A 14,199-nucleotide genomic window follows, 5' to 3' on the forward strand; every position below is an offset into this window, starting at 1 on the left:
CGTCCTGGACGCCGCCTGCAACGTGCGGGCCGCCCGTACCCTGGACAGCATGGCCCGCGCACTCGTCGACAGCCGGGCCTTCACCCGCCTCGCGCTCGACGCCGAGTCCTGGCCCTACAGCCAGCCCTCCGCCCTCCTCTTCGCGAGCCTCCTGCACCTGTCCGGCCGCGGAGACGCGGCTCAGTTCTGGTTCCAGTACGCGGCCGGCGCCGGATCCGGCACTGCCGCCCGCGCCCTCTACCTCCTGCACCTCTCCCGCGCCGAGACTTCCGTCGCCCACCACTGGCACAGCCAGCCCTCCGCCCCTGACGAGAGCGAGGACGTTCTGCCGCTGCCCGCCGTCGACACCGTCGAGGACACCCTGCGGGCATCGATCATCTGGACCTCCCCGCCCATCTCCACCACCCCGATCACCCCAACCCCCCACACCCCACCCGACCTGCGCCAACTCCCGCCCCCGATCCAGTCCGCGCTGGAGACCACCACCTTCGAAGAGGACGAGGACCTGGGCGACATCTACGTCCCCACCTCCCGCCTCGCCTCCGCACTGGCCCGCTGCGCCCGCCTGGACCCGGCAGGCCTGGCGGCCGAGGCGAAGCCGGGCGCCCGCATGGCCAAGCGACCCAAGCGCCTCCAGCCGGTCAACACCCAGCTGGAAGCCGCCCAACGGGCCCTGCGCGTCCTGGAGGTCATCCACCGCTACACCGGCGGGGTCTCCCGGACGCAGATTGCCCGCGAGACCGGGCTGCCCCAGCTCCACCTCGCCCACGCCATCGACAACCTGGTCCGCACCCAGCTCGCCACCCCGGTCGCCTCCGGCGTCTATGCCGCCGGCTCCTCCTTCAAGCTCGCCGAGTCCGGGCGTACCGCGGGCGCACTGCTGCGCGAGACGCTCGCGTTTTTGCGTGACGAGGTCGGTGCCGCGGTGTACGTCGCCTCCTACACCGACGGCGAGGTCTCCATCACCCAGTACGCCGACAGCCCCACCGCCCCTGCCGTCCACGAGTGGGTCGACTTCCGCGAAGCCGCCCACGCCTCCGCCGTCGGCAAGGCCCTCCTGGTCCAGCTCAACCACGCCGAACGCCGCGACCACCTCGGCCGCCACCACATGGAGGCCTTCACCCCCCACACCATCACCAGCCAGGAAGAACTCTTCGCCGAACTCGACACCCGCGACCCCGGCGAGCCCCTCCTCGACCTCCAGGAGTACGCCCTGGGCACGGTGTGCGCGGCCGTGCCCATCCGCACCGGAACCGACCCCGAATGCGTGGCCCTCTCCCTGCCTACCCCGGACCCGCTCAAGCTCGCCCAGGCCGCCCGCGTCCTGCGCAACGAGGCGATCGCCGTCCTGCTGGCCCTCCTCGTCGGAGGCAGCAACCCGCCACCGCCTATCACGCCGAGCATCCCCTGCGTCGTGATCCCCCGGTAGCCGACCTCCTGCGGACTCGCGCGGACAGGCGGGCGGGGAACGTCGCCTGCCGCGGGAGCCAGGCAGTCGCGCTGCTACTCAATACCAGTGCGGAGGTCGGGAAGACCGGTCCAGACTGCCACGCCGCAGTGATTTGAAGGTGCTTCGCTCGGCTTATCGAGAGAAGGCTGCCTCTTCCTTGATCGGCCGCCTCCAAGAACTCCCATGCCCTGCTAAGTTTTCCGCCGTGAATGAAATAACCCGTCCGAACAGGTCCGCACATAACAGGAGCCGCGCCAGCTGCACGTGATCTGTACCGAGAAGGCTGGGGGAATCCTCTTGCGCGAATGGCGTGGAGCCCCCTTGACGTCCTGTCGAGGGGGCTCCACGGTGCTCCTGTGCGACTCTTCGTGAAATTCCTTAGTCGAAGGTCACGGATGAATGGTTGGCGTCTCCCACCTTCCGCATTCGGCTATGATTCGTGCAATTTGCCGCCGCTTCGGATAATTGGAGCGAATTTTGGAGAGGCGCTCGGTGTATGTCCCCCCAAGGTTACCGCCCTGGTGGAATAGTTGTACGTCTCCTTCGTGCCACATATCCTCAATTCCGCGGAGGGTGGTCTTGATTCCCTTGAATTCCTCCCGCGAATAGCCGCCGCTTGAATGTAGCAGATCGTCGCAGGAGTCCCAAAAATTCCCGACCATTGACTCGATCCGCCATTCGCGATCGCGTCCATGTGGCTCTGATGTCACAAGTAGCGCTATGGCGAGGGCAGTCGATTCAAAGTAGGCTGGCGTGGATGAATCTTCGAGTTGACCCAGGTTCTCTCGTCGGTTTGTCAGCGAGGTGATGATTTTGGTCTCTTCGGGGATTGCCGCTGTGGAACAGAAATTGACTATGTGATCAATCTCGTCTACGTGTGAGCTTCCGGTGCACTCCAGGATGGGCAGCATTCTGGCGAGGGAAAGTCCGCTTGTTAGTCTCCACAAACTCATCACTGATTCCTTACGACTACTCGCCATACGGTGTTTCCGGTCGGCGATGCTCCGCTACCCTTGCCTACATTGCTTTCCACGAGATTCATGGGTGGAGTTGTTGCTCGTGCGTGGCAGTCAGGACACATTCTAGTCGACGAGGCAAGCACGTTGAGTTTCCAGTTACTCCCCAAGCGATCCATGATCGCTACTTCGGCGTGCCCTGCGCCTGGAATGTAGCGTTCGTTGCGCAGTGGGGCTCTTCCTCCCTTCCACTCATCGGGGAGGCCGGTTCTTTCGGTTGCCACCCACGTCTCGAATGTTCCGGGGTTCTTCACGTTCTCAACTTGGGCGACTGCGACTGTCGAAGTCGTGGCATCGGCCCGCGTGTCCTTGAGCGTTCTTGCCCGTTCAAGGACGGCGGCGGGATCGGCACCGCAGTCGTTATGGACAAGGATTGGAGTCGTCCCGGCCAGCACGTAGTACGTGTGGAGGCGGGCGACGGTGAAATTGTAGGTGGTGACGGTCTGCGTGAACCGCTTGTTTGCTGAGACTACGGCAGTCTTGCCCTCGTCGGTCAGGAGGGTGGTGCCGACTTCGAGGGATCCCGCTTCGACCCAGTCATGCTTCGAAGGCGACCAGAAAACGTGCTGGCTAGTGGCGGTAAGTTCCTCGTTCCAGTTTTCCGTAGACAGGGATAGGGAGTTGAGGTCTTTTTCTCCCTCTTGCTGGTACAGGGCCGTTACTGTGGAGGATGTGGTTTCACCGGTTTGCGGATCAGAGGAAAGTACCTGATCCCCTGTTTTAATTTCCTCAATCTTCTTGGTTGACCCATCCGACATTTTTACGAGTGTGCCGGCCAGGAAGCAACGCCCGCCTGGGCCCTTTATTCCGCCTGGACCCTTTATGATGCCGGGGCCTTCTCCGCCTCCTGATTTCCCGTGGGCCCAAAGTTCGGCGGCGAATCCGGGGATCTGGTAAGCGTCGGTTTGGGTATTTACGCCCTGCTCATCAACCCATTCGTCAAACGCGCCTCCGTAGTCGCAACCAGGAGTGCCAGGCCCGCCGTCCCCCCGGCAGTCGCTGTCGGCTACCCAACCGAACAGTGATGAGGTATGTGCGGCACTGCTGATCAGTCCGTAGAAGGCCTGGTCTACGAAAGTTGATGTGGAGTAGTCTCGTTTTTTCGCGGCCGGAGCGGGTGCCTGGGCCTTTGGCCGAGGGGCGCTGTAGCTTGGCTTGGGGAGGGTTCCGCCCGTGCAGAAGTAGCCGCATCCTCCCGCCTGGTATCGGACGGTTCCGTAGGCACTATTCCAGGTTCCGTGGCTGGCACTGTACTTTCCTGCGGCCTCTGGGGCTTTGTCCGGTGCGGCTTGGAAGCCGCCGTCGTACATTCCTTCGTAGTACTTAAGGCCGCTCGGGTCAGAGTTGCCGACGGGGTTTCCGTTGGCGTAGGTGTACCCGTTCATTTGGAGTGGGTCGGTGATGTCGATGACCGGGTCGACGGAGATGAAGCGGCCCGTGGTGGATTCGTATTCGCGGGCGCCGATGTGGGTCAGGCTGGTGTTGGTGTCGTCGACGCCGCTGCCGAGGAAGCCGCGGCTTCCGGGCCAGCTACCGGGTTGGGCGCCGCGGGGGTTGCCGTAGGGGTCGGCCTTGCGTCGGCTGATTGCCTGGCCGGCGTTCTGGTCGACGGTGGTGGTGGCGGTGCCGTGGTGGTCGGCCAGCTGGATGCTGAGCTTGTGGTTGCTGGCCTTTCCTTCGGTGCGCCGGACGGTGGTGGCGCCCAGGCCGCTGTAGTAGCGGACGGCGTCGACGGCCTGGCCGGCCTTGTTGACGGTGATCTCGGCGTCACTCAGGTAGAGGGTGCGGCTGCTGCCGGTTTCCTCTATGAGGCGGTTGCCGCCAGCGTCGTAGATGTAGGTGGTGGGCCTTGACCCCGGATCCTGGACACGGGTTATGCGGCTTCGGTCAGCGTAATTGATGTTGTTGCGGTGGCTGTCTCGTAGGCGATGGGACTGCGTTGTCCGAGGCGGGAGTGGCGGCGTCGGGTGTTGTAGCGGTGGAGCCAGCGGAATGCGTCGAGGCGGGCCTCTCGCTCGCCGGGCCAGGCCTTTCTTCCCTGGAGCGTTTCGCGTTTGAAGGCTGCGTTGAAGGACTCGGCGAGCGCGTTGTCTGCGCTGGACCCGATCGCGCCCATGCTCTGGCGAACCCCTGCTGACCTGCAGGCTTCGGCGAATGCCCGACTTACGTATTGAGACCCGTGGTCGGTGTGCATGATCGCGCCGGCGAGACTGCCGCGGGTCCGCTGGGCGGCGGCCAGGGCGTCGGTGACGAGCTCGGTTCGCATGTGATCGGCGATCGCCCATCCGGCCAGCCGGCGGGAGGCGAGGTCGATGACGGTGGCCAGATACAAGAACTTCCCGCCTTCCAGCGGGAGATAGGTGATGTCGCCGACGTATTTGCTGTTCAGCCTGTCGGCGGTGAAGTCCCGTCTGATCAGGTCCGGTGCCTTCGCGGCGGTCGGGTCCGCGATGGTCGTGCGGTGTCTGCGACGCAGCCGCAGACCCGCCAGGCCGATCGTGCGCATGATGCGGGCGATGCGCTTGTGGTTGACGTGCTCGCCGCCCTGGCGGAGTTCGGCGGTGATCCTCGGAACTCCGTAGGTACCGTCCGATTCTTGGTGAACGGCCCGTATCCGGGCGGCGAGCCGGGCGTCGGCCTCGCGGCGGGCGGCCCGGCCTGCGACCGTCGAGCACCAGTAGTAGAAGCTGGAGCGGGCGATGCCCAGGATGGTGCAGAGCCGCTCACGCCGTGCCGGCGCTGGTGGTCGGCGACGAACTGGAAGCGGTTCACCAGCGCGTCTCCCCGGCGAAATACTTCGCCGCTTTCCGCAGGATCTCGCGTTCCTCCTCGAGCTCGCGGATCTTCTTGCGCAGTGCGGCGTTCTCTGCTTCAAGCGGCGTCGACGGCTCGGCGGGGGCCTCTGCCCGACGCCCCCGGGGCCGGCTCGCGCCGGCCGCCCTGACCCAGTTGCGCAGGGTCTCGGGATTAATCCCCAGATCGGTGGCGATCTGCCGGATCGTCGCTCCGGGCCGCGACTGGTACAGCGCGACCGCGTCCGCCTTGAACTCCGGCGGATAGTTCTTCATGACCACGAGATGTCCGTTCTCAGATCCTCAGGATCCAGTGTCTCGTGTGTCCAGGATCAAGGGTCAAGGCCCCTTTCCCCGCCATGGCGGTCTACCTCGAGCGCGCGCCTACCGGGCCGCCGACATGACGCGCAGCGGCGCGCACACGATGGCCGACGCGGCGGTGTCGTGCGGGGTACCAGCCGAGTTGGGGTGCATGCGATGCTGGGGGCGCGCGGCCGCGTGCTGCGGCTGGAGATCAGCTGCTGAGCTGAGGCCTGCCTGAGTCGGCCGCGCAGGGACACGATGTACGGGTCGTCTATTGAGTAGAGTTTCTATGTGATCGATCCCATGCAGATTGACTTGGCTTCGTTTGTTCGGACCTGGCATGGCCCTGCCGATGCAGCCGTGGTGAAGTTGCCGCCTAGCTGTGATTGGCTTCCGGCCCCACTCAAGGACTGGTATGAATTCTCTTCACAGTGGTCCACTCCTTTGATGACTCTAAAAGAGATGAAACCTGCGGATCAAGTTGCAATTGATTGCGGCAGGGCTATTTTTCTTGAGGATTTCGGTGACCAGGCCTGGGCGTTTGATGTAGAAGATCCGCTCGTGGTTCTTGAAAGGCAATCGACAGGAGAATGGTTGCGATTGAGTGAAGGAATCTCCGAGTTTATTGTGCACAATGTGATGCAAGAGTCCGCCTATATGGCACCCTATTGGCGTTCGTGTGTCGAGGTTCCGGACGTGCAGCTTCAGCAGATTCTGGCTCCGATGAATGAAGTTGCATTCGGGGATTGGTTCTGGCCGCGCCCAGGGCACAGAATCTTCTTCGCGGAGGGGCTGGTGGCGGACATTGGGCCTGCAATGGAAGACTTGGCGCCCTGGGGTATTAAGGCTGGTTACTCGGAGGTGCAGATTGGTGCATTGAATCCAGTGAGTCTCACATATTTGCGTGAGGTTCAAGGGGTTGAATGGGCGACTTCGGAGTAGGTTCTCTGGTGGGAGCATTGAGGGGCCGCGGTTGGATTGCCGCGACCCCTCGATTCTATTTATTCAGCCGCCTATCTTTTGGCTCCTCTGTATACGATGGTGATATTTCCACCGGAAGGTCTTCCGTACGTCACGCGGAGTACGCTATTCGGGGGCAGCATGGTTGGCAGGCTTGAGCGGCATGTGCCACAAGGGGGCTTGTTGTCGGCAATGAACAAGTGTCCGGTTTCCGCGTGCATTCGTCGCATTTCCGATGCGGCTTGAGACTCTAGGTGGTGGTAGTTTACGGAGTTGGATCCGGGGGGGCGTGTGAAATCTGGGACCATAGTCGCACCTCCATTTCCGCCGCCACTAATAATTGGCTGCCCGTCGTCCATGTATTCATCCAAATACAGTATTCCGGACAAATTGCCAGATCCCTCGGGGAACGCTGTGCGTGCTTCCTCTGCCGCTGCGAGCCCGCCTTGAAGGCAGATGGCGTTATGGACCAGTACCGGAGTCTCGCCTGCAAGTACGTAATACGTGTGCAGATCGGCAACGGTGATGTTGTAAGTAGTAACACTCTGCTTGAACTGTCTGTTTTGTGCAACCCTGAGCTGCTGCCCATCGGCGGCGAGAACCGTAAAGCCGACCTTCAGATCGCCGGCGTTGATCCATGCCTGCTCTGAAGGAGACCAGAACGGATGTCCGCTTGTGGCAACGAGTTCCTTTACTCCTGCTTCCGTCTCTACAGAGATCGCATTGAGGTCCTTCTCCCCGCCCTGCTCGAGTGCGGATGTGACGCTGGAGGCCTTCTTCTCTCCGGATTCTGGGTCTGACGAAAGTACCTCATCGCCGACCTTGATATCTTCGATCTTCTTAGTTGACCCGTCGGCCATTTCTACGAGGGTCCCAGCGGGGAAGCAGTTCTTCCCGGCGACAGATCGCGCAGCCAGGACCTCCTCTGATAGGGGACCGTAGGGGAGTGAGCCGACTTGCCCTCCCAGGTTGTATCCCATTCCGTAAGCTTCGGTGCCAGGGTTGACGCTGTGCTTTCGCATGTCGTCGCCCCAGCAGCTGCGGTCGCCACTGGGTCCGGGAAGAATTTTTTGGCATCCGAGTGTGAGAGCGTCTGCTACGCCAGCCAGGAATCCGCCGGCCATGTCTCGGTCGTTGCCCATGGGCTGGCTGACCCACTCGCTGTGGCATGAGGCGCGGTTGCAAGTGGTCTTGAGATGGCCCTGAGGCATAGGCTTAGGCTTTGGCCTAGGCTGAGGTTGGGGCTTCGAGTGGGGGCTGTAGCTCTTTGCGCCCCATCCTGCCCCGATTGAGTTATTGAGCCCCTCTTCTGTCTTGAAGACGTCATTGGGGTGTTCGTAGTGGTAGTAGCCGGTGTTGGCGTTGTATGCCCCACTGTTGGCGTTGTAGTAGGCGCCGGTTTTCTCGAGTCGGTCGGGGGAGGATTGGTAGCCTCCGTCGTTCATTCCTTCGTAGTACTTGAGACCGCTGGGGTCGGCGTTGCCGATGGGGTTGGCGTTGGCGTAGGTGTACCCGTTCATCTGGAGCGGGTCGGTGATGTCGATGACCGGGTCGACGGAGATGAAGCGGCCTGTGGTGGATTCGTATTCGCGGGCGCCGATGTGAGTCAGGCTGGTGTTGGTGTCGTCGACGCCGGTGCCGAGGAAGCTGCGACTTCCGGGCCAGGAGCCGGGTTGGCCGCCGCGTGGGTTGCCGTAGGGGTCGGACTTGCGACGGCTGATCGCCTGACCGGTGTTCTGGTCGACGGTGGTGGTGGCGGTGCCGTGGTGGTCGGCCAGCTGGATGCTGAGCCGGTGGTTGCTGGGCTTGCCTTCGGTACGGCGGATGGTGGTGGCGCCCAAGCCGCTGTAGTAGCGGACGGCGTCGAGAGCCTGGCCGGCCTTGTTGACGGTGACCTCGGCGTCACCCAGGTAGAGGGTGCGAGAGCTCCCGGTCTCTTCGATGAGACGGTTGCCGTCGGCGTCGTAGAGGTATGTGGTGGTGGTGTCGAAGGTGAACTGCTGGGGTCCTGTGGTGTTGCAGGACCACAGCTGGAGGTCGCTGCCGTCGGTGGCGTTGTTGGGGACATCGACGCACTGGTTGGTGGCCGGGTTGTTCAGGGACTTGTCGCCTGCACGGTAGACGAACTTCTGCTTGTCGCTGCCGTCACAGTTGGCCAGGACCAGCTTTGTGCCGCTGGTGGTCAGGCACTTGTCCAGTGCGCGGACCGTGTTGCCGGTCAGGCGCCACTGCTGGGCCTTGGTTTCGTTGCAGGGCCAGATCTGGACCGGTGTGCCGTCGGCCGTGCTGGCGTTCTCGACGTCGATGCACTTGCCGGAGGCTCCGATGACGGAGGAGGCTCCAACGCCGGGGCTGCTGGCGGAGGTGAGCTTGTTGCGGCGGTCCCAGTTTAGGGTCTGGGTGTCGCCCTCGATGCGCCGGGTCTTGGTGTTGCCAGCCGAATCGTAGGTGTAGTCGGTCAGCGAGGTGACCGTGGAGCCTGGCTTGCGGGTGGTTTTGTCGACCTTCGCCAGGGCATGGGGCTGGGTTTTGACAGGAGGCTGGGCGCCACCCGCGAGGGTCACACCGTAGGTGTACGTAGTTTCGTCGTCCAGCGCCGGGTCGGTCAGGTCGCGGTTGATCAGCTTGGTGCGGTTGCCGATTGCGTCGAACTGGTATTCCTGCCAGAAGCCGTCACCGTCCGGACCCGGGGTGACATCCGCCAGGGACGGCCCGGCGCACGAGGCCGTCTTACCGGTCCAGGCCTTGGTGAGTTGACCCATTGGGTCGTACGAGAAGCACTGGCGGTCCTCCCGGCCGCCGGACTGGGTGTCGGTGATGGAGGTGATATTGCCGGCCGGGTCGTAGCCGTAGGAGACGTCGCTGATCCGGTTGGGCCCGGTTTCCCGGTCGCTGATTTGGTGGGTGACCTGTCCGTTGTTGGGGTTGTACTGCGTCGTGGTCCACACCCGGTTGGGGGCGTTGCCGGACGTCGTGCGCAGGACCTCGCCGAACGGGCTGTACTTGACGTCGGCGGTGTACCAAGCGAGCCCGGACATGCTCTGCGGTAGCCCGTCGCTGTTGTAGCGGGTGACGAGCTTCTCGGCCGCCAGGCCGCCTGGGGTGCCCGGGAGAGTGGTCGACTGGACCTTGCCGGTCGGGGTGTATGTGGTGCTGTAGGAGTAGGTACCGGCCAGACCCTTGGTCGCCGGAACGTCCGGGATCGTGATCTTCGATCCGGTCGGCCGGTACTCGGCGTCGTACCCGGTCACCTCACTGGTATACGCCGCGCCGTTCTCATAGCGGGTGGCGGCGACGGGCTGGCCCTTCGCGCCCAGGAGGGTGTCGAAGGTGAAGGACGCGACCAGTGGACCATCGACGGCGTCATCGCGCAGCGCGGTCGTCCGCCCCAGGACGTCGTAGATGGTGTACTGCGTGCGGCCGCTGGAGTCCTTGGCCCAGATCAGCTGGTCGAGGTTGTTGAACCCGAACGAGGAGGCGCCTGTGTCGGGGTCGTTTGAGCTGGTCTTGTGGCCGCGGGCGTCATATCCATAGGTCCACTGGTTTCCAGCGGGGTCCGTGACCTTCGCCAGGTTTCCGCGCATGTCGTAGGCGTAAGTGGTCTTGTTGAAGGTGGTGAGGTCGGTGGCGGTGTAGTTGCGGACCTCGGTCGTGCGGTTGAGGGCGTCCGTCCAGGTCTCTGCCGCGCGGCTGCCCGGAAGGGGTGCGGTGCCGTCGGGGGAGAGCGCGGTACGGGTGCGGGTCCAATCACCTCCGTATTCGGTGGTGGCCGAGTATTGGGCCACGTCCGCGTGGAGAGTGGTGGTGCGGATGGTCCGGCCGAGACCGTCGTATGCCGCTTCGGCGGAGTTGGGAACCTGGAAGACGCTTTCGGGGACGAAGATGCTCTTCGTCGGTGCCCCTTCGGCGTAGTAGGCGTTGTTGGTGCGGCGAACCGTGCCGTTGGCGCTGTACAGGGTGTCCGTGATCAGGCGGCCTCCGCCCAGGGCATCGGTCTGGGTCTGACGTGGCCGCAGCAGGCCGTCGTAGATGGCCACCGACTGGGTGTAGGTGCCGTCGTCCTTCAAGGTGCTGCTGGTGACTGCGGGGGCTTCATGCTCGGAGATCTGGTAGCTGAAGGTGACAGCTGCCTTATCAGTGCCAGGTTTTTGGGAGGGAGTCCAAACCGCGGTGGAGCGTCCGAGGCTGTCGTAGCTGGATGTGACCTTGCGGCCGTTGGTATCGGTGGCCTCGATGACGTTGCCACGGCCTGGGTCGACCGTGACGGCCGAGGTGTGCCCGAGGACGTTGGTCCTCGTCACGCTGAACGCAGGACCAGTGGCGGGCGTGAAGGCCGTGGAGGACGCGTTGCCGGCGGCGTCGTAGGTTTTGATCGGGCGGCCGAGTGCGTCGTACTCGGTGCGCACGCTGGTGACCCATCCGGTGCCCGCCGCATCCAGAGTGTCAGTCTGGAACGCCAGCCCCTTCGTCGGCGCAGCCCCGAAGGCATTCAGAGCGTCATAGGAGGTCCGCGAGTCCGCCAGGACGGTTCCGGTCGCACTCTGTGCACAGTCACCCAGGGTCGTGCGGACTCTCTGCGCCAGGCCGATCAGGTTCAAGCCGGGGTTGTGGACGTAGCTGGTGGTGGTGCATTTCTGCTCAACGGTGGTCCACCCGGTTCCGTTGTTCGACAGCGCTTCGGTCTGCGAAGTGAGGGGCAGGCCGTAGGTGGTGTCGTAGGTGTTGCGGGTGCGGACCATGCGGGACTTGCCGCCGCTGACGTTGTTGATCTCGTCCGTGCGCGCAGTGCTGCCGCGGAAGGCCTCGAGGGGGACGTTGCCATCGCGCGGCCGGCTTGCCGTCTTCTGGCTTGACGGCCAGCTCAGCATGCGGGAGACGACCCCGCCACCTGCGCGGGTGTAGGTGATGGTCTCCGCCACGGCGCCCTGGTACTGCCGGAGGTCCTCGCCGAGGTCTTCGGTGTTAGTGGAGTCTTTGATGCTGATCTTGGGGCGCTCGGCGTCTCCGGACATGCCGCGGAAATACCGGGTGCGGGTCTGAGACTGCTCGGTGGCGTCGCTCTTACCCGCGTTGGCCGTGACACCCGTGTTCACGATGACGCTGGCGTAGCCGCGCCATTCGCTGAAGGTGCGCCGTTCGGGCTTGGAGAACTCGTCGGTGTCCTTGGCCCAGGCGGCGTCGCCCTCGTAGGTGTAGCTGGTGGCGACGTCGGGCTGGCGAGCGACACGGTCCTTCTCGGTGACCTTGTCGACGACATACTTGTTGAACCACTCCAGCGGCGGCTTCTCCAGATCAGGGTCAGGAGACCAGTACACCGGGTAGCAGCGGCTGGTGTTCTCCTCCGGCTTGGGGTGTGCTCCGCCGACGGGGCAGGGCGCGGAGTAGGAGATGGATATCTCGCCGCCCGTCTCGGTGCGGATGGTGCCCACACGAAGACGGTCGAAGTCCGGGGTTGCGTCGGTGGCGCTGGTTGCGACGCGGTTGGGCATGTCCTGGACGTTGGGCAGGAAGGAGACTGGCGGGAGCGAGACGCTCTGCTGGTTGCCGGAACCGTCCTTCGCGGTGCTGTAGCCGGTACGGGTGATGGACTCCAGCCACAGAGGCGGGTGCGTGTCCGTGCGCTGGCGGGGGAACGACTGCGCCAGCGTCCACCGGTCCACTAGAGACAGGGCCGTGGAACCCGCGGTGCGCTGGCTGTACGTAGTGACTGTCGTCAGCCGCTTACGCGACCAGAAGGTCGGCGCGCCGGTGTAGCAGTCCTTGGCGTCGGGCTTGCAGTTGAGAGTGGAAGGGGTGTCCCACCAGGGCTGCTTGTCACCGTAGTTGTTGCCCTCGAACTCGGCGTTGGAGCACTGGACGGTGCCTTCGATGATGCACCGCTCCGCGACGGTGAACTCGACCTTGCCCCCTGGAGCCCCGGAGAGGTTGTCGCTGCGCAGCCCGTAGGTGATCTGCGTGGGGTATCCCGAGCGGGTGTAGGAAACGGCCTCTTTGTATTTGTCGTTCTTGGCGTAGCGGTTGGTCTCCTTGGCCCAGTCGATGATCATGGCGTTGCCGTGGACGTCCTCGACGTAGTCGAGGTTCCACCGCCAGGCCTGCTCACAGGAGGAGGCGGCGAAGGAGGTCTGGTAGCAGGGTTCGCCGGGGTGGTTGCCGAAGACGGGAACGGTGAAGACGGAGTTTGTGACGGGGCGGCTGCCGGCACCGTCGACATCGTGGCGGCCGAAGTAGTAGCGAGTTCCGTCACGGTTGGTGACGACCCAGTACTCGCCGTCCTTCGCGCCGTTGGGGATGCTCGGGTCCGTCTTGCGCTCCACCCGGGAGCCGCCGTCGGAGGCAGGCACCCACGCTCCGGTCGTCGCATCGTGGACGAGCTCGGTCGTGGACCCGCCCAGCGACATGACGACGTTGTCACCGGCCCAGCACAGATCGCCCTTCTTCTTGTCCGCGCTGTTGTCGTTGTTCGGCGCCGACGGGCTGGCCTTAAGGTCGTCAGCACACGAGCGGTAGCGACGTTCGATGAAGCCCGGTTCGTAACCCCAGCCATCACCGATCCACGACGCCTGACCATTGGCTACCGAGGTTCTGCCGTCGACAGCCTGGGACGAATACCCGAAAGCTACCTTCGGAGTCGGCCCCGCAGGTGCGGCGGGAACGTCCAACGGGTACGACCAGGAGAAGCCGCCGCCACTCCCGCCAGCCGTCCAGGAACCAGACGGGGACAGCGAGGTGGCCTTGTACGTGCCGCCCGCGCCGGAGGCACCGTCGGAAGCGGCCAGGACTGTCGGTCCACCGCTGCCGCCGGCCATGGTGCGCAGGCCCTGGCTCGGCGCGGTGGCTGGGTCGATGGTCGCGCGGACGGTGCCGGTGGCCGGGTCGTTCGTGCTCGGGACGTCCTTGGCGACGGTGCACTCGGGCAGGTCCGGCGTCGTCAGGAAGCACTCGGGGAGCTGCTTGAGCTCCAGGCGGGTGGCCCACTCGGTGCCGTAGAGGTCCTTGAACCTCTTGTAGTCCAGCTGGACGTCGACCGGGGTCGAGCCCTCGGCGGGCGGGGTCACCTTGATGAGCGCGCCGTCGACGTTCGCCGCCTCGGTCGCGGCACGCGTCTCGACCGCCACCGACCACGTGCCCGACGGCGCGGGCGGGGTCGGGTTCTCCGCGGTCGGGGACGCCTTGCCGATGCTCACCGGCAGGGAGCCCGCCTGGACCAGCTGGTCGCCCGACAAGGCGACGCTGGCGCTGCCGCCGGGTGGCGGTGTCACCTTGGACGGTTCGTACTCCGGCGGGGACTGGACGGGAGCCCCGGCCCAGCCTTCGAGTTTGGCTGCCTCGACTTTGTCGAGCTTGGCCTTCATGTCCTGCTGCAGGCCCGGCAGCTGGACACCGGCGCGGTCGCCCGGCGGCGCCGCCCAGGCCTGGACCGGCAGGAGTGATACGACCAGCGCCACCGAGACGGTGAGGCCGGTACGCCCGGCGAGGCGCGCGCGTTTCGCGCGTGCTCTTCTGTTTCCGGGCAGGCGGAAATTATGCGCCGAGAACGGCGACATGTGGACCCCCCACGCTCTGCCCACGGTGAAGACACACGTGTGGCAGGAAACTGACAAATAGTCCGCTGATTCTGTGGCGTGACACACAGGAAATCCATAGGAAGCAGCGCTGTGTGGTGTTTATCACTTAG

The 14,199-nt window shown here is 64.3% G+C and carries 5 protein-coding genes and 2 pseudogenes; 2 read left to right on the forward strand and 5 right to left on the reverse strand.

The genetic code is table 11. From position 1 onward, the window contains the following. Window positions 1-610: 610 nt before the first annotated feature. The gene (locus tag ACFY0O_RS36105; RefSeq protein ID WP_388955044.1) at window positions 611-1,429 is read left to right on the forward strand and encodes an IclR family transcriptional regulator; all 819 of its coding nucleotides are present in this window, start codon (window positions 611-613) and stop codon (window positions 1,427-1,429) included. Between the two features lie 410 nt (window positions 1,430-1,839). Here ACFY0O_RS36105 and ACFY0O_RS36110 read toward each other — a convergent pair whose 3' ends face one another. The 4 genes and pseudogenes from ACFY0O_RS36110 to ACFY0O_RS36125 form a co-directional block, all read right to left on the reverse strand. Beyond that, window positions 1,840-2,361, reverse strand: a complete 522-nt coding sequence (locus ACFY0O_RS36110; protein ID WP_388954957.1) for a hypothetical protein — start codon at window positions 2,359-2,361, stop codon at window positions 1,840-1,842. A gap of 41 nt (window positions 2,362-2,402) precedes the next feature. Further along, window positions 2,403-3,851 (reverse strand): polymorphic toxin-type HINT domain-containing protein, encoded by a 1,449-nt coding sequence (locus tag ACFY0O_RS36115; protein WP_388955047.1) that lies wholly within the window; start codon window positions 3,849-3,851, stop codon window positions 2,403-2,405. Further along, window positions 3,852-4,454 (reverse strand): annotated as a pseudogene (locus ACFY0O_RS36120) (hypothetical protein); the annotation flags it as partial. Then, window positions 4,340-5,540 (reverse strand): annotated as a pseudogene (locus tag ACFY0O_RS36125) (IS3 family transposase). The pseudogenes ACFY0O_RS36125 and ACFY0O_RS36120, both read right to left, overlap by 115 nt. A gap of 312 nt (window positions 5,541-5,852) precedes the next feature. Here ACFY0O_RS36125 and ACFY0O_RS36130 point away from each other — a divergent pair. Then, the gene (locus tag ACFY0O_RS36130; RefSeq protein WP_388954959.1) at window positions 5,853-6,503 is read left to right on the forward strand and encodes a hypothetical protein; all 651 of its coding nucleotides are present in this window, start codon (window positions 5,853-5,855) and stop codon (window positions 6,501-6,503) included. A gap of 71 nt (window positions 6,504-6,574) precedes the next feature. Here ACFY0O_RS36130 and ACFY0O_RS36135 read toward each other — a convergent pair whose 3' ends face one another. Beyond that, on the reverse strand, window positions 6,575-14,068 hold the full coding sequence (locus tag ACFY0O_RS36135; RefSeq protein WP_388954962.1) for a ricin-type beta-trefoil lectin domain protein: 7,494 nt from the start codon (window positions 14,066-14,068) through the stop codon (window positions 6,575-6,577). Window positions 14,069-14,199: the final 131 nt, after the last annotated feature.

Origin of the sequence: Streptomyces sp. NPDC001594 (assembly GCF_042893675.1) — a bacterium.
Classification (GTDB): domain Bacteria; phylum Actinomycetota; class Actinomycetes; order Streptomycetales; family Streptomycetaceae; genus Streptomyces.

What these genes read in the sequence shown, in the direction of transcription:
- ACFY0O_RS36105 (WP_388955044.1), top strand. Translation starts at nt 611, where the DNA reads ATGGCCAAGCGACCCAAGCGCCTCCAGCCGGTCAACACCCAGCTGGAA.
- ACFY0O_RS36110 (WP_388954957.1), bottom strand. Translation starts at nt 2,361, where the DNA reads ATGCTGCCCATCCTGGAGTGCACCGGAAGCTCACACGTAGACGAGATT.
- ACFY0O_RS36115 (WP_388955047.1), bottom strand. Translation starts at nt 3,851, where the DNA reads ATGAACGGGTACACCTACGCCAACGGAAACCCCGTCGGCAACTCTGAC.
- ACFY0O_RS36135 (WP_388954962.1), bottom strand. Translation starts at nt 14,068, where the DNA reads ATGTCGCCGTTCTCGGCGCATAATTTCCGCCTGCCCGGAAACAGAAGA.